The organism is Streptomyces sp. sk2.1 (assembly GCF_008120935.1).
Taxonomy (GTDB): domain Bacteria; phylum Actinomycetota; class Actinomycetes; order Streptomycetales; family Streptomycetaceae; genus Streptomyces.
This window is the reverse complement of record NZ_RDBO01000086.1, coordinates 36613-57505: the sequence shown is the minus strand read 5'-3', so window position 1 is coordinate 57505 and position 20893 is coordinate 36613. Positions and strand designations below refer to the sequence as shown.

At 70.2% G+C, this 20893-nt stretch carries 19 protein-coding genes; 11 read left to right on the top strand and 8 right to left on the bottom strand.

What is annotated here, in order from left to right:
* The first annotated feature begins 63 nt into the window (after positions 1-63).
* From EAO76_RS39175 to msrA, 5 genes are all read left to right on the top strand, one after another.
* The gene (locus EAO76_RS39175) at positions 64-912 is read left to right on the top strand and encodes a hypothetical protein (RefSeq protein WP_262376134.1); all 849 of its coding nucleotides are present in this window, start codon (positions 64-66) and stop codon (positions 910-912) included.
* A 94-nt stretch (positions 913-1006) separates the two neighbouring features.
* Positions 1007-1714 carry a carbon-nitrogen hydrolase family protein gene (locus EAO76_RS39170; RefSeq protein WP_148841011.1) on the top strand — a complete coding sequence of 236 codons (708 nt, stop codon included), beginning with the start codon at positions 1007-1009 and terminating at the stop codon, positions 1712-1714.
* Positions 1715-2543: 829 nt separating this feature from the next.
* Complete coding sequence (locus EAO76_RS39160) at positions 2544-3812, top strand: ParA family protein (RefSeq protein WP_148841010.1); 1269 nt, start codon at positions 2544-2546, stop codon at positions 3810-3812.
* Positions 3809-5044: a ParB/RepB/Spo0J family partition protein gene (locus EAO76_RS39155; RefSeq protein ID WP_148841009.1), complete on the top strand. Its 1236-nt coding sequence runs from the start codon at positions 3809-3811 to the stop codon at positions 5042-5044. The genes EAO76_RS39160 and EAO76_RS39155 overlap by 4 nt, the downstream gene beginning before the upstream one ends.
* 441 nt (positions 5045-5485) lie before the next feature.
* Positions 5486-5998, top strand: a complete 513-nt coding sequence (gene msrA, locus EAO76_RS39150) for a peptide-methionine (S)-S-oxide reductase MsrA (RefSeq protein ID WP_148841008.1) — start codon at positions 5486-5488, stop codon at positions 5996-5998.
* A gap of 61 nt (positions 5999-6059) precedes the next feature.
* Here the strand turns inward: msrA and EAO76_RS39145 are convergent, their stop codons facing one another.
* Together EAO76_RS39145 and EAO76_RS39140 are read right to left on the bottom strand one after the other, a co-directional pair.
* Positions 6060-6575 (bottom strand): GNAT family N-acetyltransferase, encoded by a 516-nt coding sequence (locus EAO76_RS39145; protein WP_148841007.1) that lies wholly within the window; start codon positions 6573-6575, stop codon positions 6060-6062.
* Between the two features lie 171 nt (positions 6576-6746).
* Positions 6747-7994, bottom strand: coding sequence for an MFS transporter (locus tag EAO76_RS39140; RefSeq protein WP_187438974.1), 1248 nt, complete (start codon positions 7992-7994; stop codon positions 6747-6749).
* A 167-nt stretch (positions 7995-8161) separates the two neighbouring features.
* Here EAO76_RS39140 and EAO76_RS39135 point away from each other — a divergent pair, with 167 nt between their 5' ends.
* The gene (locus tag EAO76_RS39135) at positions 8162-8860 is read left to right on the top strand and encodes a FadR/GntR family transcriptional regulator (RefSeq protein ID WP_148841005.1); all 699 of its coding nucleotides are present in this window, start codon (positions 8162-8164) and stop codon (positions 8858-8860) included.
* An 86-nt stretch (positions 8861-8946) separates the two neighbouring features.
* Positions 8947-9888 (top strand): hypothetical protein, encoded by a 942-nt coding sequence (locus EAO76_RS39130; RefSeq protein ID WP_148841004.1) that lies wholly within the window; start codon positions 8947-8949, stop codon positions 9886-9888.
* A 118-nt stretch (positions 9889-10006) separates the two neighbouring features.
* Here the strand turns inward: EAO76_RS39130 and pdxA are convergent, their stop codons facing one another.
* Together pdxA and EAO76_RS39120 are read right to left on the bottom strand one after the other, a co-directional pair.
* Positions 10007-11026, bottom strand: a complete 1020-nt coding sequence (pdxA, locus tag EAO76_RS39125; RefSeq protein ID WP_222872239.1) for a 4-hydroxythreonine-4-phosphate dehydrogenase PdxA — start codon at positions 11024-11026, stop codon at positions 10007-10009.
* On the bottom strand, positions 11023-12246 hold the full coding sequence (locus tag EAO76_RS39120) for a four-carbon acid sugar kinase family protein (RefSeq protein ID WP_148841003.1): 1224 nt from the start codon (positions 12244-12246) through the stop codon (positions 11023-11025). Before EAO76_RS39120 ends, pdxA begins: the two co-directional genes overlap by 4 nt.
* A gap of 182 nt (positions 12247-12428) precedes the next feature.
* Here EAO76_RS39120 and EAO76_RS39115 point away from each other — a divergent pair, with 182 nt between their 5' ends.
* Positions 12429-13331 carry a LysR family transcriptional regulator gene (locus EAO76_RS39115; protein WP_148841002.1) on the top strand — a complete coding sequence of 301 codons (903 nt, stop codon included), beginning with the start codon at positions 12429-12431 and terminating at the stop codon, positions 13329-13331.
* A 73-nt stretch (positions 13332-13404) separates the two neighbouring features.
* On the opposite strand, the gene EAO76_RS39110 is transcribed toward EAO76_RS39115, so the two are convergent.
* The 4 genes from EAO76_RS39110 to def all read right to left on the bottom strand — a co-directional run bounded on the left by EAO76_RS39110 (position 13405) and on the right by def (position 17977).
* Positions 13405-15300, bottom strand: a complete 1896-nt coding sequence (locus EAO76_RS39110) for an ABC transporter ATP-binding protein (RefSeq protein ID WP_148841001.1) — start codon at positions 15298-15300, stop codon at positions 13405-13407.
* Positions 15301-15694: 394 nt separating this feature from the next.
* A complete protein-coding gene (locus tag EAO76_RS39105) occupies positions 15695-16339 on the bottom strand; it encodes a hypothetical protein (protein WP_148841000.1) in 645 nt (214 codons plus the stop codon).
* 60 nt (positions 16340-16399) lie between these two features.
* Positions 16400-17200, bottom strand: a complete 801-nt coding sequence (locus tag EAO76_RS39100) for a trans-aconitate 2-methyltransferase (RefSeq protein ID WP_148840999.1) — start codon at positions 17198-17200, stop codon at positions 16400-16402.
* A 117-nt stretch (positions 17201-17317) separates the two neighbouring features.
* Positions 17318-17977: a peptide deformylase gene (gene def / locus EAO76_RS39095; protein ID WP_148840998.1), complete on the bottom strand. Its 660-nt coding sequence runs from the start codon at positions 17975-17977 to the stop codon at positions 17318-17320.
* Between the two features lie 105 nt (positions 17978-18082).
* Between def and EAO76_RS39090 the strand changes: the two genes are divergently transcribed.
* The 3 genes from EAO76_RS39090 to EAO76_RS39080 form a co-directional block, all read left to right on the top strand.
* Positions 18083-18694, top strand: coding sequence for a helix-turn-helix transcriptional regulator (locus EAO76_RS39090; protein WP_148840997.1), 612 nt, complete (start codon positions 18083-18085; stop codon positions 18692-18694).
* A 185-nt stretch (positions 18695-18879) separates the two neighbouring features.
* On the top strand, positions 18880-19275 hold the full coding sequence (locus EAO76_RS39085) for a RidA family protein (RefSeq protein WP_148840996.1): 396 nt from the start codon (positions 18880-18882) through the stop codon (positions 19273-19275).
* Between the two features lie 841 nt (positions 19276-20116).
* Positions 20117-20893: bifunctional DNA primase/polymerase (locus EAO76_RS39080; RefSeq protein WP_148841094.1), on the top strand; the 777-nt coding region annotated here is incomplete at its 3' end.

Here is a 20893-nt window from a genome sequence, read left to right as displayed (position 1 = left end):
GCGTCCAGTTCAGGACACGATTCACATTCTGTGAATCACTCTTCGGCAAGGCAGAATCCTCACATGGCGAAGCGCACACGAAGCTCGACACAGCCCACAAAGCCCCTGGTCAAAGCGCCTGTCCGGATCGGGCCCCTGGACGCTCCGGCCGTCGTCGGTGAGCTCCGCCGGATGCATGAGGAAGCGGAAGATCCGTTGGTGGAACGCATGCCTGCCGATGAGGAGCTCTTCGGTGCGCTGCTCTACGCGGAGAAGCAGGCGCATGCTCTGCAGGCTCGGCCGCTCGACGTCCGGAAGGCTGCGGCAATGAAGCGGGTGCAGCTGTGGGAGTTCCTCCGGGAGCAGGCGGAGGTCCATCAGTCACGAGCCATCGACGACGCCCGGAACGCGGGAGCGCAATGGGCGCAGCTCGCCCCGGCTCTGGCAGTGGCGGCCCCGAGCGCCGCCTACAACAAGGCGAAGCGGCTGAAGGCCATCGAGCTCACCGATGAGACCCCTCAGGCCCGGCCGGTACGTCGTACCCCGGAGGCCGTTCTGAGAGCCGAACGCCGGCTGATCCTGGAACAGGCTGCGGAACGCCGTGCTCAGGCAGCGGCACAGAGGCGGCACCAACTGCTGGTGCCCGTCGCCGACCGACTGCTGAATCAGCGCGACGGGCTGGTGTTGGACGAGGACGCGGAGTACTGGTTCGAGGAAATCGAGGCAGTACTGCCCAACTGCCGTACGCCGCTCCAGATGGTGAGCCTTCACCGCTATCTCCAGGCGGCCGTACGGTCTCTGAACAAGGTGGAGCAGCGGACGGCGCACCCCGTCTCACTCACCGAAGGAGCACGTCTCGCGCTGTCCGCCGCTGCGGAGTTCCTGAACGAGGAACGGAGCGACGAGGCCGGCTCCCTGGCGGTGGAGCGTTGAGGACAACGGGTTGCTGAAGTCCGGCTCCTGGATCCTGTGACGGTCGGCAGTGTCCCTGGCGGGTGTCGATCTGGCGGCCTGACACTCTGGGGCCATGAGGATCGCGACCGCCCAGTTCACCTGTGTTCCCGCTGATGTGGCGGCGAATGTGAAGCAAATGGCGGCTCTGATCGCCGAGGCGCGCACGCAGGACGCCGAGTTGGTGGTGTTCCCTGAGCTGGCGTTGACCGGGTACGAGTTCGAAGCCGTACGTGCCCGTCGTGATCTTTGGGTGCAGGCGGACGATGCGCGGCTGGACGCGATCCGGGCGAGTGGTGTCGCCTGCGTCGTCAACTGTGCTGCAACCGCCGACGGGGAGCAGCCCGCTGTCGAGACGCTGGTCTTCGGGGCCGATGGCGAGTTGATCACTACGTATCGCAAGCAGCATCTGTTCGAGCACGAGCAGGATGTATTCGTAGCAGGTCAGCACGATGGACGGTTTGAGTTCGGAGGGCTTCGTTTCGCTCTGGCCACGTGCTTCGACAACCACTTCACCGAGCTGGTCTCCCGTGGCGCCGCCGATGGGTGTGAGGTGCATCTGGCCAGCTCGCTGTACGGCACGGGCGGAGGGGCGGGGGAGCTGGCAACGGTGTATCCGGGCATTGCCAAGGACTTCGACATGCATGTCGTCGTGGCCAACCATGTCGGTCCGGCCGGCGCGTGGATCGGCTGTGGTCGCTCAGCGCTGTGGGCCCCGGGCGGAACCTTTCTCGCAGAGGCCGACACCGACAGGCCCATGGTGGTCACGGCTGAGGTCGGTTAGAGCGTGGCCATGGCCCTGAACTGCTTCGGCTTGTTCGCTGCCCGCTCCCGGTGCTGCGAGCTTCGTATCGCTCCTTGCCGAAGCCGGGAGGTCGACCGCCGTGTGGTCTGCTGCGCCGGTGGGCGGAACCTATTACGGCGTAATAGGTTCGCCTCGACAAGGTGAGGGCCCGTTGGTACCGGCTCGGAGAAGAACTGTTCCTGCACCAGGCCCCATCCGAACAGGGGGTTCATGGTGGGACGGTGGCCTGAAGGGTCCGCTGCTGATCCGGAAGCAGCGAGAAAGCGGTACGACTCCGATACGCGGGCAACGCGCAAGGCGTTGCGAGAGGTGTTCAGGGTCGATCTGCCCGACGCACACTCCGGCCCGGGGATCGTCATCGCCGCGAGTGTGGTTGTGGGCCTGCTCCTAGGGCCTGCTGCCGGAGCCCTCGTGGCTGGGGCCTTCGCTTTCCTGCTCCTCGCCACTCTGGCAGTCATGTTCCTCAGGCGCATTCGAGGCGTGGACGCGACACGTCGGGCCTATCTCTTCGCTTCTGGATGGGCGGGCTGGGTCCAGGAACCGGCTGTGGAGCCCTGCGACACCCATGCTCCGGGCGACTGTTCTCGCTGCGGCGGAGCCCGATCGGTCCGGTTCGTCGCTCTCCGGGAAGGGGCGGCTCGGTCGGGGGAGAGGGAGATCTCTGCCTGGCTATTACGCCGTAATAGGGGAGGGGAGCCCGGCCGAGCTATTACGCCGTAATAGGGGAACGAGTCCTGACATCCCAACAAGTTGTGCAAACTAACGTGTCGGTGCAGCAAACGATCTAGCACGTTAGTAAGGTAGCGCCATGAGTATGCCATCCACCTCGAGCGACCGAGTGAAAGTCGTCTCCAAGCTGCCGGGATGGCTCCGGCAGAACCTCAAGGTCAGAACCGCGCAGCTCGGGATCGAGATCCAGACTGCGGTCGAGCAGGGAATCGCCGCCTGGCTCGGGCTCGCGTCGGCGACGACCGCGGTCGACACTGCGGGAGCCGAGTCCTACTCCACCTTCCTTCCTCCGGCGCAGTGGGAGGAGTTCAGGGGCATCGCCGAGGACCGTCGGGTTTCCCTCATCCAGGGGCTCGCCCAGTCCGTTCAGCTCTGGCTCGACACCAACCCGGCTCCCGATGTGAAGCGGCCCGACATCACCCGCCGCATCGTGGTGTGCAACCAGAAGGGGGGTGTCGGCAAGACGGCCATCACGGCAGGGGTGGGGGAGGCCCTGGCCGAGGACTCCAACACCCTGCACCCTGTCCGTGTCGCCAAGGCCCTGGCCGCCGCTCTGCGTGCCGGCGAGGCGGACGGTGACACGGCGGGGGTGGGCAGTGCCGACCCGCTCGACATCGAGAAGCTCCCCGGCCTCGGACTCCGCGTCCTCCTGGTGGACTTCGACCCCCAGTGCCACCTGACCAACCAGCTGGGGGCCGCCCCCCTGGCCATGAACGGGGACAGCCTCACCAACCACATGGCGGGCGACCCGAAGGGCGACCTGCGGGATCTGATCGTTTCCGTCGACGAGGAGCACTTCGGCGGTCGGCTGCATCTTCTGCCCGCCTGCCACGACGCCTTCCTCCTCGACGTCCGGCTGTCGGCGGTGCGGGCCCGTGAGGCGGCTCTGGAGCGAGCCTTGCTGCCCCTGGAGGCCGATTACGACGTCATTCTCGTGGACTGCCCGCCGAGCCTCGGCCTCAGCATGGATGCCGCCGCGTACTACGGACGACGTCGTGACGGTGAGCGGCCCGGCCAGTCCGGGGCCCTCATCGTGGTCCAGGCCGAGGACAGTTCCGCCGATGCCTACGACCTGCTCACCAACCAGATCGAGGACCTCCGCGGCGACCTCGGCCTCGACATCGACTACTTGGGCATCGTGGTCAACCTGTACGACGGTCGCCGCGGGTACATCGCGACCTCGTCCCTCCAGGGCTGGATCGACATAAAGGATCCACGGGTCGTCGGCCTCATCAACGACCTCAAGGAACAGAAGGAAGCCGTGCGGATGAAGCAGCCGCTGCTGAGTTACGCACCGACTTCGCAGCAGGCCGTAGGCATGCGTGCGCTCACCCGGGAGATCTCATGAGCAAGGCGGATCAGCTCGGAGCCGGACGGTTCGGAGGCGGTGCCCGGCCGGTCAGCGCGCGCCGTGCCGCCATCGGTGCCGCCACCGGTGTACCGACCGACCGGGTCGCCCCGCCGTCCCGGCTGCCGGTCACCCGCATCAACTCCAACCCCGACAATCCGCGCACCACGCTCGGAGACCTGTCCGAACTTGCGGGCAGCCTCGCGGAGCATGGCCAGAAGCAGGCCATCACGGTCATGAACCGCGATGCCTACATCAGGGCCAACCCCGAGCGCGAGCGCGATCTGGACCCTGACACGACCCATGTCGTGGTGGACGGCAGCAGCCGCCTGGCCGCTGCCCGCGAAGCCGGTCTCACCCATCTGAACGTGATGGTCGACGACGAGCAGGGGAGCGACGGCGACGCCATCCTGGAGTCCGCACTCGTCGCGAACGTCCACCGCAACGACCTGGACCCGCTGGACGAGGCGCGGGCCCTACAACGGCTGCTGGCCATTCACGGATCGCAGGTCAAGCTCGCCAAGCGCCTTCGGAAGTCGCAGGGTTGGGTGTCACAGCGGCTCGCCCTGCTCAATCTGACTCCCGAACTTCAGGCCGTCGTGGGCGAAGAACCCGTCGAGCTGCTGCGTACCGTCGCCAAGCAGCCGCACGACCGCCAGGAAGCCGCGCTTGAGGAGCTGAAGGCGGAACGGGCCCGCAAGGAAGAGGAACGGGTGGCGGCCGCCACGGTCCCGGCCCCYGCACCGGCTCCGGCACCAGTCCCGGTCCTGCCTCCGGAAGAAGCTCCGGAATCCGTAGCTCCGGAAGCTGCTGTCCCGGTGTCGGCATCGGTAGCGGCGGCGGTGCCGGAATCGGCTCCTGCCCCGTCTCCGGTTCCAGTACCGACCCCCGCGCCGGCAGCCGTCCCGGTCATCCCTGCCTCCACCCCCTCGGCTCCGGTTCCGGTTGCGGCTTCGACCGTGGCCAGGTCCGAAGCGGGGGAGGGGGCTCGCGTTTCGCAGCCCGAGGGTGTGTCGGAGCGGGGGGAGTCCTCCGTACCGGAGCCGCGGTCCGACAGCGCGTCCGTCACCGAAGCGGGCTCGGGCGAGTCCACGTCTTCCGCGTCGCGGCCGCTGCCGTATGACGACGGGGCTTTCATCGCCCGGCATTTGATCCACAAGATGGGCGAGGCCGAGTTCGACCGGATGTTGGACATCCTCAACACCCACAGGCGCGAGCGAACGACCTCGTAGCAGAAGAATTGTCCGACGGCCTCGGCCGGCTCGGAACGTCCTGCGGGACGTACCTCGTCGACGCGATGTGTGCGAGATACGCCCCGTGGGACGTTTTTCATGCCTTGTTCGAACAGTTCGATTCTTCGCTCAGAACGATTCTCCGGAGAAAGGGTGATCGAGGGCGGCGGGCCCTCCTCGGGAAAAAGAGGCTCCTGGAGCGCCGATCGAGGGGCGTCGGCCCCGGTTCTGCTTCCTCGCCCCGATCGGCGCCCTCCATCGCCATCACCGATTTGAACGGTGATGGTTCGCGTTATGATGAATGCATCACTGCTTCAAGGGGTGACATGTTGGATGCTCGCACGGACGGGGACGCGGAGCGACGCGATGCGGGCGGAAGCGACTTTCCTGTCCGTACCGCTCGTGCGAGTCTGTGGGAACGACGATGAAGGGTGATGTGTGATGAGCGGGACCGAGGAAAGGGCGCTGCTGGCCGGCGGCTGCTTCTGGGGCATGCAGGAGCTGATCCGGACGTTCCCGGGCGTCCTGGCCACTCGGGTGGGGTACAGCGGTGGTGACGTGGAGAATCCGACGTACCGCAACCACGGCAGCCACGCCGAGTCGATAGAGATCACCTTCGACCCCACCCGGACCGACTACCGGACCGTTCTGGAGTACTTCTTCCAGATCCACGACCCCACCACGAAGAACCGGCAGGGCAACGACGTGGGGCTCAGCTACCGGTCCGCCATCTTCTACCTCGACGACGAGCAGAAGCGCGTGGCGGAGGAGACCATCGCGGACGTCGACGCGTCCGGGCTGTGGCCGGGCACCGTGGTGACCGAGGTCGTTCCGGCAGGGGCCTTCTGGGACGCCGAGCCCGAGCACCAGGACTACCTCCAGCGCTACCCGGACGGCTACACCTGCCACTTCGTGCGCCCCGACTGGCGGCTGCCCAGGCGTGCGCAGTCCTGAGCTCAAGCACGGCCCTCCGAGATGAGGCCGGGCCTCCCTGCCCCGGGAGGCCCGGCCGGGCTCAGCCCTCCGAGTCCACGAATCCCATCCTGCGGTTCATGGCTATCGCGTTCGTGTTCGCCGGGTGGTGGAACGTCCGTACCCTGCCCGCCCCGGACTGCCTGGCGAAGCCCATCGCGAAGGTCTTCATGGCGATCGAGATGCCGCGGCCCCGGTAGCCGGCCCGTACACCGGTCATCTCGTTGAAGACGAAATCCCCGTGGCTCGACGTTGCCGCCATGCCGATCCAGGTGTCACCGTCCATGGCGATCACGACGCCCCGGGGGTCGTACGAGGCAGCCTCGAAGCGCAGCTCGACGTACTTCTCGAACGAATAGAACTCCCCGCGCTCCGGGATGTCGGCGGAGCATTCCTTGTTCAGTTCGTACAGCGCGCGACGGTGTTCCGGCGTGTCTCCCAGTTCATCGAGAGTGGCCAACCGGATGCCTTCCGCGCGACACCGGGTCACATACTTCTCGAAGTGGGTCGGATCGAACGAGTTGATGTCCAGTTCCAGCTTCACCCAGTGATCGGCCATGCTGTTCCCCTCCGCTGTACGGCAGGCGCTGCGCGACAGCGCTGTACGGCAAGCGTTGTGCGGCAACTGCTGTACGGCAAGCGCTTCATGACAAGTTCTGTACGGCGCTGTACGGCGATCTCGCCCGCCCCGTCCTGCTGGTCCGCCGGTGCAAGAAGAAGATCGCCCCGGTCAGTCGCGGAGCGCCCGCCGCGAGGTCAGGCAGAGCCCGACGAGCAGTTGGAGGGCTGCGAGCACGAGCAGGACGACGAGCGGGACGGTCCAGGCCCCGGTGACCGAACGTGCCAGCCCGATACCGAAGGGACCGACCGAGGCCAGCAGGTAACCCGTGCTCTGGGAGAAGGTCGAGAGCGCCGCGGTCTCCTGCGGGCTGCGGCCACTGGTGCCGATGACGGCCAGGACCAGGGGGAAGGCCCCCAGGCCGAGACCGGTCAGTACGGCCCAGAGCACGGGCAGGGCCAGGGGTGCCCCCAACAGGCCCAGATATCCCGCCATCAGCGAGACGCCGACCACGCAGAAGGCCAGCCGCAGGCGTGGCGCGGTCCGGGTGAGCGGCATCAGGGCGAACGTGGAGGGCACTCCGACGAGCAGGGCCAGACCCAGCATGGCCCCGGCCCGGTCGGAGCTCATGCCGTGGTCGGTCAGGATGGCCGGAAGCCACCCCATGACCGCGTAACTGCTGAGCGACTGCAGGGCGAAGAACGCGGTCACGAGCAGCCCGAACCGGGTGCGCCCGACGGCCAGGGCCGAGACCGGGGCGGCGCCGCTGTCGGCGCGCCGCGCCGAGGTCCGCCAGGAACCCGGCCGCGACGCCCACACCGCGAGGGTCAGCAGGGCGGGCAGGGTCCAGGCGGCCAGCCCCAGGGAGGGCCGGCCCGTGAGGTCCGCGACCGGTACCGCCACCGCCGCGGCGAGGGCCGAGCCGAGCGCCATCGCGGTCGTGTACACCCCGGTCAGCAGTGCGACGCGGCCGGGGAAGTGCGCCTTGACCACGGCGGGCAGCAGGACGTTGCACAGGGCCAGTCCGGCCGAGCCCAGCAACGTACCGGCCAGGAGCGCCCACGTCTGGGGGACGGCGCGGACGGCGAGTCCGGCACAGAGCGCCGCCAGGGCCAGGAGAACGGCCGGCTCGGTGCCCATCCGGCGGGCCAGCACGGCGCCGGTCGCGCCCACGGCCGCGAAGCACAGGGTCGGCAGGGTCGGTACCAGGGACGTGACGAGCGGGCCGAAGCCCAGCTGGTCCCGGAGCTGTTCCAGCAGCGCGGAGGAACTGCTGATGGCCTGCCGCAGGTTGAAGGCGATCAGCACGATCCCGACGGCGGTCAGCCAGGCGGCCCGGGCGCGGGAGACGACGGGTCGGAGAGCGGCGGTGGGGGAGTGGGAGCGGGAGAGAAGGCGAGGGCGGTGAGTCGACAGCATGCCAGGAAACATAAAACGTCTGACCTTTAACGTCCAATCTTTAGCGGTAGGATCGGTGGTGAACGCCCGCGTCCGTCTCCCGTGCTGCCGGGCCCGTGCTCGTCCGCGTCCGTGCTTGCGCTCGCGCCTGCCGGCCCCGTGCACGCCGCCCGTCAGGAAGGACTTCCGTGACTCTCGCCTCAGCCCGTCGCTCGGTACTGGTCGACGACGTCATCCAGCGGCTGCGCGCCGAGATCACCTCCGGGAGGTGGCCGGTGGGGCATCGCATCCCGACCGAGACGGCACTCATCGAGCAGCTCGGCATCGCCCGCGGCACCCTGCGCGAGGCGACCCGCGCCCTCATCCACGCCGGGCTCCTCCAGGCACGGCAGGGCGACGGCACCTATGTGCGGGCCACCAACGAGCTGTCCGGCGCCATCCAGCGCCTCGACAGCGAACTGGGCGACGTGCTCGAAGTCCGCCAGGCCCTGGACGCGCAGGCCGCCCGGCTGGCCGCCACCCGCATCACCCCCGACGAACTCGCCCACCTCGACGAACTGCTCGCCCGACGGGCCGCCGCCTGGCAGGACCGCGACCGCGACACCTGGATCGAGGCCGACTACGCCTTCCACCGGGGCGTCGCCACCGGCAGCGGGAACACCCTGCTGGACAACCTCTACACCGCGCTCGGCCCGGCCCTGCGCCGCTCGACCTCCGCCCACTGGGACGCGGACAGATTCGACGGCGCGGACCACCGGGGGCACGAGGAACTCCTCGCCGCCCTGCGCGCGGGCGACGCCACCGGGGCCGCCCGCAGCGCCACCGCCAACATCGACGCCACCGAGGACTGGCGCGGGGCCGCCCCGCCGCCTCCGGCCGAGGACTGAGACCGCGGTCTGCCGCCGCCGCGGCATCACGGATACTCACCGAACGGGACACCCGCCGTCCGGAAGTCCACCGAAGGAGCGATGGCATGCGCGCACGGGGCATCAACTACGACACCGGATTCCTCCCGGGCCAGGACCTCTCCCGCAAGGTCTTCGACCTCGAGACGGTCCGGCGCGACATGGCGGTGATCGCCGGCGAGCTGCACTGCGATGCCGTACGCATATCCGGCCGCGATCCCGAACGGCTCGACATCGCCGCCCGCTGCGCGGCGGACCTCGGCCTGGAGGTGTGGTTCGCCCCGTTCCCCGTGGACCTTCCCGCCGACCGGCTGCTGCCGTTCTTCGCCGACTGCGCCCACCGGGCCGAGGCCGTACGGCTGAGCGGTGCCGAAGTGGTGTTCGTCGCGGGCTGCGAGATGAGCGCGTTCTGCGGCGGTTTCATCCCCGGGGAGACCTACGGCGACCGTCTGCGGACCATGGCCGAGGCCGACATGGAGTGGTGGAGCGGCCTCGGCCCGGCGCAGGAACGGCTCAGCGGCTTCCTCGCCCAGGTCGCCGGGACGGTGCGTGCCCATTTCGGCGGACGCGTCACGTACGCCGCGGCCCCTTGGGAGTTCGTCGACTGGAGCCCGTTCGACCTCGTCGGAATCGATGCCTACCGCTCCACCCACAACGCCGACACCTTCCGGTCCGAGCTGCGGGGACACCTCGCCCACGGCAAGCCCGTCGCGGTGACCGAGTACGGAACCTGCGCCTACCGGGGTGCGGGCGAGCGCGGCGGCTCGGCCTGGCAGGTCCCGCAGGACGCGGTACCGGACGAGGACGAGCAGGTCCGCCACCTCACCGAGATGCTGGACGTCTTCGAGGAGGAGGGCGTGGACACCGCGCTCTGGTTCACCTTCGCCGGTTACAGCAGGCCGGGCGACGCGGATCTCGGTTCCTACGGCGTGGTCCGCATGCTCGACGGGACCCGCTGGGAGCCGAAGAGGGTGTTCCACGCGATGGCGGCCAGGTACCGCCGCGACTGAGTCCCGCCGACGGAGAGGAACGAACAGCCCCGAGGGGGCCACGGGGCCAATGAGATCAATGGGGTCAATGGGGCTGATTTCACCGGCACTTCCCCGGACATCGGTCACGTCGCCCGCATCAGCCGCATCGGTCACGTCGGCCGCATCGGTCACGTCGGTCGGCCGTCAGTGAGGACAGCCGGTCGGCGTGGTGCAGGGCGGTGAGCAGGCTGGTGTGGTCGGCCCTCCCCGTACCCGCGATGTCGAAGGCCGTGCCGTGGTCGACGCCGGTGCGGACGAAGGGCAGTCCGATGGTGATGTTGACGCCGTGCTCCAGCCCCAGGTACTTGACGGGGATGAGGCCCTGGTCGTGGTACTGGGCGACCACGACGTCGAACTCCCCGGCGCGGGCCCTCATGAAGACGGTGTCGGCGGGCCAGGGCCCGCTCGCCAAGATTCCCTCGTCCCGCGCGGCCCGGATCGCCGGGGCGATGACGTCCAGGTCCTCGCGGCCGAACAGGCCGTTCTCCCCGGCGTGCGGATTGAGGCCGGCGACCGCGATGCGCGGGGCGGGCAGACCGCCGCGCCGGAGCGTGCGGTGGGTGAGCCGGATGACGCCGAGTTCGCGTTCGGTGTCGATCGCGTCGAGCGCCGTGCGCAGGGACTGGTGGACGGTCACCAGGACGACGCGCAACTCGTCGTCGGCCATCATCATCGCGTAGTCGGTGGTGCCCGACAGATCGGCCAGCATCTCGGTGTGCCCGGGGTGGGGGACTCCGGCCAGGCGCAGGGCCTCCTTGTTGACCGGCCCGGTCACCAACGCGCGTACGTCGCCGTCCAGGGCGAGCCGGATGCCGTGGCGTACGTACTGGAAGGCCGCCGCGCCCGCGCGGGCGTCGACCGTCCCACGGGGCAGGTCGTCGGGCAGGTCGCTCCCGGCGATGACGTCCACCGTGCCGGGGGTGTACTCAGTCCGGTCGACCGAGGCGATCGGGCGGAGCGTCAGCCGGGTGCCGACGACCTCGTCGGCGCGGGCGAGGACACGCAGGTCGCCGACGACGACGACGGGCACGGTGCGCCTCGGGTCGGCACAGGCCCTGAGGGTGATCTCGGGGCCGATTCCGCAGGGATCGCCCATGGTGACGGCCAACGGGATCATGCGTGGTCTCCTCGGGCGGGAGGCTGCCGGACGAGGTCGCACAGGCGCAGGAGCAGGCCGTCGTCGCCGAAGCCGCCCGCCTTGATCAGTACGGGGACGCGGGGGTGTCCGAGCAGGGTGCCGCGGGCGACGCCGGGCTCGGGTTCGTCGAGCAGGTCGACGCCGGTCACGCCGAGGGACCGGAGCACGGTCGCGGCCGTCTCCCCTCCGGTGACCACGAGCGCGTCGACGAGGCCCTCCCCGGTCAGGGCCCGTACGACCGCGGCCAGGGAACGGGCGAGCGCCCGCGCGGACGTCGGCGTACGGCGTTCATCGGGCGTCCGCAGGGTGAGGACCGGCGCCGTCAGGTCGCGCAGCGCCTGTGCCGTGGCGTCCGGGTCGTCGCCGACGGTGACCCCTTGGACGTCCGCCCGGTCGTGGAGCGCGGTCAGCTGCCGCCGGGTCGCCGGGTTGGCGCTGCCGACGACGACGAGCGGCCTGCGGGCCGGGGCGGGCACGGGAACGGCGGCCCAGGCCCCGGGCAGGCGGGCGCACCTGCGGGCCAGGGCCGCCGCCAGCCCTGGGGAGCCGACCCACAGCACGTCGTCGAGGTGCGGCACCGCCGCCACCAGACGGTCGAGATCGGCGTCCGAGGCGGCGGAACAGACGATCAGGCCGCCGTCACCGACCCGTGCGGGCAGCTCGGTCACCCGGTCCGGGCCGACCGCGACGGCCTCCGGGAACACCTCCGCCAGGTCCGAGCACCGCACCGGGTGCACGGGGTCGCGGGCGAAGTCGCTCTCGTGGACCGGCACTCCCCGCACGTACTGGACGGAGTCCACCGTCACCCGGCCCTCCGCGGGGAAGGCCGGGGCGATGACGACGGCCCGCCGCCCCGAACCCGCCCACGCGGCCCGGACCTCCGCGGCGAGATGGCCGCGCAGGGTGGAGTCCACCGTCTTGAGGAGCAGGGCGGCTTCGGCGGACAGGCGCGCGGCCCGTTCCGTGCACGCGGCGGCCGCTTCCTCGTCCAGCAGACGGCTGCCGAGGTCGATCGCCCGCACACCCGGGGCGGGGACCGTTCGCCCGCCCGGGGCGGGCCGGGGCGCCGCAGCCCCGGCGGAGAGCAGGATCCGTGCCTCGTGGCCGGTGCGGCGGAACGGCGCGGCACCGTCCCCGGCGCTGGTGAGGTCATCCGCCAGGACGACGATGTCCGGCCCGGTGCCGTTGCGGGATGTCATGCCCCACCTCTCCGTCGATCGGTTCTGCCGAGTCCGGCCGCTCCGTGGCCCCGGCCGGCCCGGCCGGGGGTGTCGACCCCGTCGGCCCCGTCAGTTCTGTCCGTGACCGGATCAATGGTCGTGCAGCCGAAAGGGCAGGACAAACGATTCGTTCTCACATGGCACGTGAGTAAAATTCACGGATGCGGTGGTCGGCCCTTCCTCCTCTCAACACCCTGCTGCCCTTCGAGGCGACCGTCCGGCACGCGAGCATGACCTCGGCGGCGCGGGAACTGCATGTGACGCACGGCGCGGTGAGCCGGCAGATCCAGAACCTGGAACGGGCCCTCGGGACATCCCTGTTCGAACGGCGGGCGCGCGCCCTGCACCCCACCCAGGAGGCACGCCAACTGGCGGCCGTCGTCAGGGACGCGCTCGACCAGATCGACGCGGCGGCCCGGCAGGTCTCCCGGCACGCACTCTCCGGGCCGCTCACCCTCTCGTGCGAGCCCACGCTCCTGATGCGGTGGCTCATCCCCCGGCTGCCCGACCTGAACGCGAGCGTGCCGGACGTCACCGTCCACCTGTCCGCCGGGGGCGGCCCCGTCTCCTTCGAACGGGACGGCGTCGACCTCGCGATCCGCCGGGACGACTTCCCCTTCCCCGAGGGGGCCACCGGCACCCGTTTGTTCGCCGAGCGGATCGGACCGGTCTGCCGACCCGACCTCGCGGCCCGGCTCACGGCCGCCGGTGGTGTGGGGGCGGCGGTCCTCCTGCACGCGGGCACCCGGCCGCGGGCCTGGGACGACTGGCGCCGCATCACCGGCCTGGCGGCTGAGCCGGCCGCGCAGCAGACCCTGGAGCACTTCTACCTGACCCTCCAGGCCGCCGCGGCCGGCGTCGGGGTCGCGATCGCCCCGTACGCCGTCGTCCGCGACGACCTGGAACGGGGACAGCTCACCGCCCCCTTCGGGTTCGTCCCCGACGGCACCGGTTACCACCTGCTCAGCCGCCGACCGCCCGAACAGGACGCCCGCGTCCGCGATCTGACCTCATGGCTGCGGACGCGATCGGCCCGGCTGGAAGCCGATCCCGATCAGCCGTGAACCCTCCCCTCCCGGCGCAGTGGGAGGGGAGGGAGAACCTGAGCCGTTCCCGGCGAGAAGTCGCCCTCCTTCCTCACCGGTCCTTGGCCAGGGCGAGGAGCTCCGCGAACAGGCCGCCCGCACCGGCCAGTTCCTCGTACCCGCCCTGCTCGATCACACGGCCGTCGCGCATGACGACGATCCGGTCGGCCAGACGCGTGTTCTCCAGCTGGTGCGTGACGACGACGGTCATGCGCTCGGCGGCGATGCGTCTGATCTCCAGGAAGATCCGGTGCTCCCCGCGGGGGTCCATCTGCGAGGTCGGTTCGTCGAGGATCAGCAGCGGCGTCCGCCGGTACAGCGCCCGGCCGCACACCAGCCGCTGCCACTGGCCGCCGGACAGCTCGACCCCGCCGAACAGTTCGCGTGCCAGGAGCGTGTCGAGCCGGTGGGGCAGCTTCTCGACCGCGTCACGCATTCCGACGGCGTCCACGGCCTCCCACACCGGCACGTCGTCGAACGTCCGGGGCTGGCCGAGGGTGATGTTCTCCCTGGCGCGCAGGGGCCAGCAGGCGAAGTTCTGCGGGACGAGCGCGGTGCGCTTCCACACGGACTCGGGATCGGCCCCGGCGAGGTCGGTGCCGTCCCACAGGACGCGTCCCTTGTCGGCGAGCAGGATGCCGGTGAGGAGCCTGGCCAGGGTGGACTTGCCCGAGCCGTTCTCGCCGACGACGGCCAGGATCTCGCCGCGGCGCAGGGTGAGCGAGACCCCGTCGACGGCGGGTTCCTCCTTGCCGGGGTACCGGTACACGACTTCGTCGAGCCGGATCTCGTCGACGCGGTCGGGGATGGTGAGCCCGCCGCGTTTCGGGGCGCGTTCGGCGGCCAGGTCGAGGAAGGACCGCATGTCGGCGAGGTACAGCGAGGTGTGGAACATCGCCGCGCCGTGCAGGACGAACTGCGAGAGGGCGGCCAGCGTCGTCTGGACGGCGATCACCGCGGTGGCGGCCACCGGAAGCGCGACGCGGCCGGTGCCTGCCAGCCACGCGAGGGTGGCCCAGGTGCCCAGCAGGAACACGCCGCCCAGGGCGCTGCTCGCCAGGACGATGCGGAGCATCCGGGGAGCGGCGGTGAGGGTCCGCCGGTCGATGCGGTCGGACAGGGAGCGGTACCAGTGGACGAGGTAGCCGGTCATCCCGTTGGCACGGACCTCGTCGCCGTGCCGGGAGTGGGTGGCCCACCAGCGCATCATGCCGCGGACACTGCGGTCGCCCACGTTGGCGTAGTGGATCTCGTAGTCGACCCGCGCGCAGAGCACGGCACCGATGCCGGCCGGCACGACGGCGAGCAGGAGCAGCGGGAGCATCGTCCAGTGCAGCGCCGTGACGACTCCGCTCGCGGCGATCATACGGATCAGCGCGGCCATGAACCGCTGGGCGTCCTGCACCATCATCCGGGTGCGGAGGACGCCGACTTCGGCGGCCTCCTGACGGTCGGCGAACCCGTCCTCGCCGTACGCGGACGCCTCGACGCGGCAGACCGCGGAGACCAGCGCGACATCCGCCTCGGTCAGCAGCAACGGCGCGATGCGCCCGTCGGCGTACGCGGCCAGGGCGCCACTGGTACGGCTGACGGCCGCGGCGGCCGTCACCACGATCAGGGCGGGCAGCGCGGCGTGCAGGCGTTCGGACACGGTGCCGGTGCCGAGGACGTGCGTCATGGCACGTGCGGTGAACGTGAGGACGACGGCGGCGGCGACGCCGGTGAGGAGCTGGCAGGCCAGGAGCAGGACGACGCCGGTCCTGTCGACGGCCCAGGCCATGCGGGCGGTGCGCCCGAGCACGGAGGGCAGCCGGCCGCACATGGCCCCGAAACTCACGTCCGCCAGCGGGTTCTTGCCCTGTTCGCCCCCGTAGGTGATGGAGGCGGGCGGTGGTGGGGGAGGGATCTTCGCATTCTCGGTCGAGGTGTCGGTCACGGTCACCCGCATCCCTCCAAGGGGTCGATGCCGCACCTGGATGGTTCGGCAGTGCACGGCTCAACGACGCGACGGAGGAATCGAACGTGCTCGATTTCGGACTCGTTGGAGCCCTTGAATCCCATGGGCTCGAACGTGCAATCGCCGTACTGGAGCCGTCGTACGGCACCGCAGGATGGCCGAAACGCCGAACGCGAGACGCATGTGACGTACGAGGTTGCGCACCGGATCGGCCCACGGCGTCGGCCCACGTCGCCGGTGCACGGGGCTCCGGCGACGGAGCGACCGAAGCGACCGAAGCGACTCTGGAACCGGAATACCGGAAGCCGGATCGCGATCGGTGSCACCGATCGCGATCCGGCTTCCGGGGGCTCTCGCCGGGCCCGGGTGCGGGACTCCGCGACCCTCAGGTGAAGGCGATGGCGGCCCCGGTCGCGACGGAGAGCTCCGCGGCTTCGAGGAGTCGCAGGCAGTCATGGGATTCGATGCCGTAACGCCGCCATCCCTCGGCGGCCGGATCCTGGTCGTCGGCGGCGTCGACGACCTCTTCGGAGTCCGGATCGAGGTCTTCGGGAAGGCCGAGGGCTTCCGCGATCCGACGGACTTCCGCCAGCAGTCGCACCGAGGAACCGAGGTGGCCGCCCGGTGCCTTCTCGTCGACGATGACGCGGGCGAAGTCCACGGGAACGTAGTAGCCCTCGCAGTCCGAATGATGGATCAGGTGGTCGAACGGTCCGGGAGGATCACCGGGGAGCGACCGGTAGACCTCGATCAGGAGCGGATCGTCGGTCGCACGTCGGCTCTCGTCCAGTGGCTCGGGCAGACGTCCGTCCGCCGCGAGGTGCACGGCGAGACGACGCACGGCGTGCAGGCCCGAGTAGCCCCACATCTCGAACTCCGCGCCCCGCACCTCGGCCGGATCGGGCCCGGTCCACTGTCGAGCCCCCGCCCGCTCCAGCAGTTCCCCGATCACGCCGAGGTCGGCGCGGGCCGGCCCGGCACAGTCGTTCTCGGCACGGGCGGGCACACCGACGGTCATGTTCAAACCCATGCCCCGATCCTGCCAGTACCGATCGAACGGCCCTCCGGGCGGGCAGACCTCGATCCCCGGTCACGGGGTTGAACCCCGGTGGAGGTCCGGGCCCTGCTGCTCATGGCACCGACGCGCGAGATGGACGGTGATGGCGCCGTTCATCTCGACCGTCCCGGGCAGCACCCGCCCGATCCGGCTGAACACCTCCGCACGTTCCGAAGCGGGCAGTACGAGATAGGCCGAGATGGTGGAGAGGTGGCCCAGGTAGTCGCTCGCGCTCATCGTGCAACGCCGTTCGACGACCGACTGCCGTACTTCGGTGAACCACCGGGATCGCTGGAGCTCCGTGCCCGGCCACTGCATGGTGTGCTCCGGGGGCGTTCCATCGGGGGACGGGATCTCGTCGCTTTCCAGGAACGGGGCCCGCACCGTGCGAACGGCTTCCTCGACAGCCGGATCGGTCAGCCGCAGAGGCCCGCCGAACGATGCGAAGACACCACCGGGTTCCAGCAACGCGGCCATGCGCGACCACCGGCCCTCCGGCTCCGTCCAGTGCAGTGCGGCCGCCGCGTAGACGAGCCCGTACTTCTCGCCCGGCCGCAGGTCCTCGAACGCGGCTCGCTCCGTCCGGACCTCCGTCGGCACGTGCTTGCGCAATTCGGCGAGCATGGCCGCGTCGGGATCGGTGGCGGTGACCGCGATGCCCCGCCGGGCGAACAGACGGGTCGCCTTGCCTGTTCCGGCGCCGATCTCCAGGGCGGTCCGAACCGGATCGCCCGCGTAGGCCATCACCATGTCGATGAGTTCCGCGGGATAGCCCGGACGAAAACGTTCGTACGTTTCTGCCGTTGCTCCGAAACTCAATGCGCGGTTGGGCATGCCGGGCAGTCTGCCAGCAGTTCCCCGCAGGCGCCCGCGGTTTTCGAGCGCCTGCGGCACCGCGAGCGGGCTCTCTCGACGGCCGTCCCGGAGTTCCCCGCGGCCGTCACACGCCGATCACTTGCCCAACTCCGCGGCCAGGGCGGCGCGTCGGGCGAGCACCGCTTCCTTGGCCCCGGCCATCTCACGGAGGGCCGCCTTCCGTTCCCGCCGGGCGATCCGGTCCAGGTAGAGGTGGCCGTGGAGGTGGTCCGTCTCGTGCTGGAGGCACCGGGCGAAGTAGCCCCGGCCCTCGATCACCAGCGGGTTGCCGTCCTTGTCCCGGCCCCGGACGACGGCTCGGTCGAGGCGGGGCACCACACGGTGGGGGCCGGGGACGGACAGGCACCCCTCGGACTCCTCGACCAGTTCGCGGCGGTCGGCCGCCACCTCGTCCAGGACGGGGTTGGCGATGTGCCCGACGTGGCGCACGCCCCACTCGTCCGTGATGTCCCAGACGAACAACTGCAGGTCCACGTCGATCTGGTTGGCGGCGAGTCCCGCGCCCTCCGCCGCCCGGTTCGTGGCGAACATGTCGTCGATCAGCCGTGACAGCTCAGGCGTGCCGAACCCGGTGACCTCCTGGCACCGGCGGCCGAGGATCTCCTCGCCGACGACGGTGATGCGGCGCACCGCACCCCGTTCCACCTCCGGTGCGAGCCGCGGGTACGCATCGACGGGCTCGCCCTGCACGCGCACCCGACGGTCCCGCGGGGTGTCACCGAACCGAACAGCCATGGAGCACCAGCGCCTTCCGTACACACCCGGGCCGACCGGAGGAGCGTTGCGGCCGGCCGCGGTTCAGCTTGACCGAACACTTTGCAAAGTAGCACTCTTTGCAAAATGAGTGAGGAGAACCGTCGAACCGCACCCACCGGCCGGGCCCGGCAGACGCTCCCGGACCATCCGGTGCGCGTCGCCCTGCTGGACCTGCTCGCCGAGGTCGGCACCGTCACGTCCACACAGGCCGCAGTCCGCCTCGGTCTCAGCTCGGGGCTCTGCTCCTTCCACCTGCGCCAGCTCGCCCGGCACGGGCTGATCGAGGAGGTGGCGCACAAGGACGGGCGGACACGGCCGTGGCGGCTGCGCTGGGAGGGTTCCCAGCCGTCCGAGGGGGAGGCCCCGGAGGAGTTCGACGCGCTCGCGCGCGGGCTGGAGGACGAGAGCTACCAGCACTGGCTGGCCCACCGGGACCGGGCACCGGCCGAGTGGCGGCACGACGAGTCCTTCAGCGCCGTGGTCCACCTCACCCCGGAGGAGACCGCCGAACTCGCCGCCTCCATCCGCCTCCTGCTGGCCGCCTACCGCGAACGGGACCGCCGTCCCGCCACCCGCCCGGCCGGCACCGTGGCCGTGGCCGCGGTCACCAGGCTGTTCCCCCTGCTGAACGAACAGGGGCAGCCGACCGCGCCGCGCCCCGACACCACCGAACCGAACCGTCCCGGGCGGGAGTAGCCACGGTACGGGGGAGTGCCGTCGGAACCGGTCTCGCGGACGTCGTCTTCACCCCGCTGCGCGAACCGGCTCCCACTGCGGTCGGCCCCGGGCGGACCACCCGATCCGGGGCCCGGTCCCGGGCCTTGACCGGCGGTCCTCCGCGTCGCCGGGAGCCGATTTCCGGTCGTGGCATGATCGGCGCCATGGAGCACTTCATACGTCCCGAGGGCTCACCGCCCGTCAACAACTACAGCCACGCGGTCTCCTTCACCGGACCGATGGTCGTGGTCTCGGGTCAGGTACCGGTGGACGGCGACGGCAACCCGGTCGGCAAGGAGGACGCCGAGGTCCAGGTCCGGCAGGTCTACGCGAACCTGATCACCGCACTGGAGGCGGCGGGCTCCGGCCTGGAGCACGTGGTCAAACTGACGGTCTACCTGACCGATCTGGACGATCTGGACGCGTTCCGCACAGTGCGGGACGAATACCAGGACGCGGAACATCCGCCCGCCTGCTCCTTGGTGCGGGTCGCCGGCCTGGTTCATCCGGACTTCCGGATCGAGGTCGACGCACTGGCCGTGGCACCGAGCGCCGGATAACGACTGGGAGCGCTGGGACCGCTGGAGCAGGTCCCGGCGGGAACTCGGGGAACATTTTGGGCACGGATGGCTCGCACCGCTGCCCGGGGTGCGACGGTGCCCGGTGGTTCGCGGCCCCGGTCACGTCGAAGGGCGAGCCGGAACCCCTCCTTCACACCACCGGATCGTGAAGGGCCCGGGCATCGCGCCCACCGAACCGGCCGGACGGACGGCCTCGCCCGGCCGCATGGCGGCTGCTCGGCACCCGACGGGCGGAGCGGCCGGTGCCGGGGAGCGACCCGGGGCGGAGCGGCTCCCGGGGCGGAGCGACTGAAGCTACCGAAGCGACTGAAGCGACTCTGAACCCGGAATTACAAATTCCTGCGGAGGGGGCGCGGGTGGCCGGGGTTCGGTCGCTGGGTCGCTGGGGGGTTCCGGGGCAGCGACTGAAGCCGAGCGACCGAAGAACTTCTCGGTCGCTTCCTCAGTTTTTTCAAAAGCCCAGGTCAGGACAGGTTTTCAGGTGGCATAGCGACTGGAGCGACTGAAGTATCGGGTATATGAGGACATTCGCGTGTGCGCGTGTGCGTCATATATAGGGACCTTGAGTCGCTTCAGTCGCTGTTCTGGGTTTCGATGGGGCTCTGACCTGGGCTTTTCGGCAGCTACTGAGAGAGCGACCGAAGCGTTCCGAGTCGCTGGTGCGTCAATGCTTCAGTCGCTGATGACCGTTTCGTCGGGCCGGGCGCACCTCTCGCCGACACGATGAAGCGGTTTCTCGCCCAGAGCCCCCCTCGGTCACCCGGGCTTCGATAATCTATGTTCGTCGTTGAGTCGCTTTGGTCGCTGATGGGGGGTGCGCATGGCGCATGAGCTGGACGTTTCACCCAGCGACCGGGAGCGACCCGGGTCTCCGCCGGTAGTCGCTCCACGCAGTGTGGATCTTGCCAGGTGGTGTGCCAGCCGTGGTTGGCCGGTCCATCCCCTGGCACCGGGACGCAAGACCCCGACGGCGAACTGCGAGAGGTGCCGGCAGCCAGGCCACACCCACAAGGGGTGCGCCTGCATCCAGGCCGGTCGCTGGTGTCACGGCTTCCACGCCGCCACCCTGGACTTCGCCCGCATCGAACAGTGGTGGTTCAACCACCCCGGCCTCGGGGTCGGCGTCGCCTGCGGCCCCGCCCACCTGGTGGTCATCGACATCGACGCGCACCGGCAGCAGCCCCCGGACCGGGACCGCCTGCTGCCGGGCATCCCGATCCCCCGCAGCGTGGACCTGGGCGGCCTGGCCAACGGATTCCACACCCTGGGCGTGCTGGCCGCCCTGCGGGGCGCCGTCAGCCCGGCGGACGACGAAACGACCTTGCGTGTGCGCACGCCGTCCGGAGGACTTCACGTGTGGTACCGCGCCCATGGCAGCCACCGCTGGCAGTGCTCCGCGGGTTCGAGCAGTACCCGCGCCCTGGCCTGGCAGGTCGATGTCCGGGCCAACGGCGGGTACATCGTCGCGCCCGGCACCACCACCGTCGCGGGCACCTACACGGCCGTCGGCCCGGCCCGTGAGCCCGCGGCCCTCCCCGACTGGCTGGCCCGCGAGCTCGCCCGTACCGGGCATCTCCCACCCCGGGCATCTCCCACC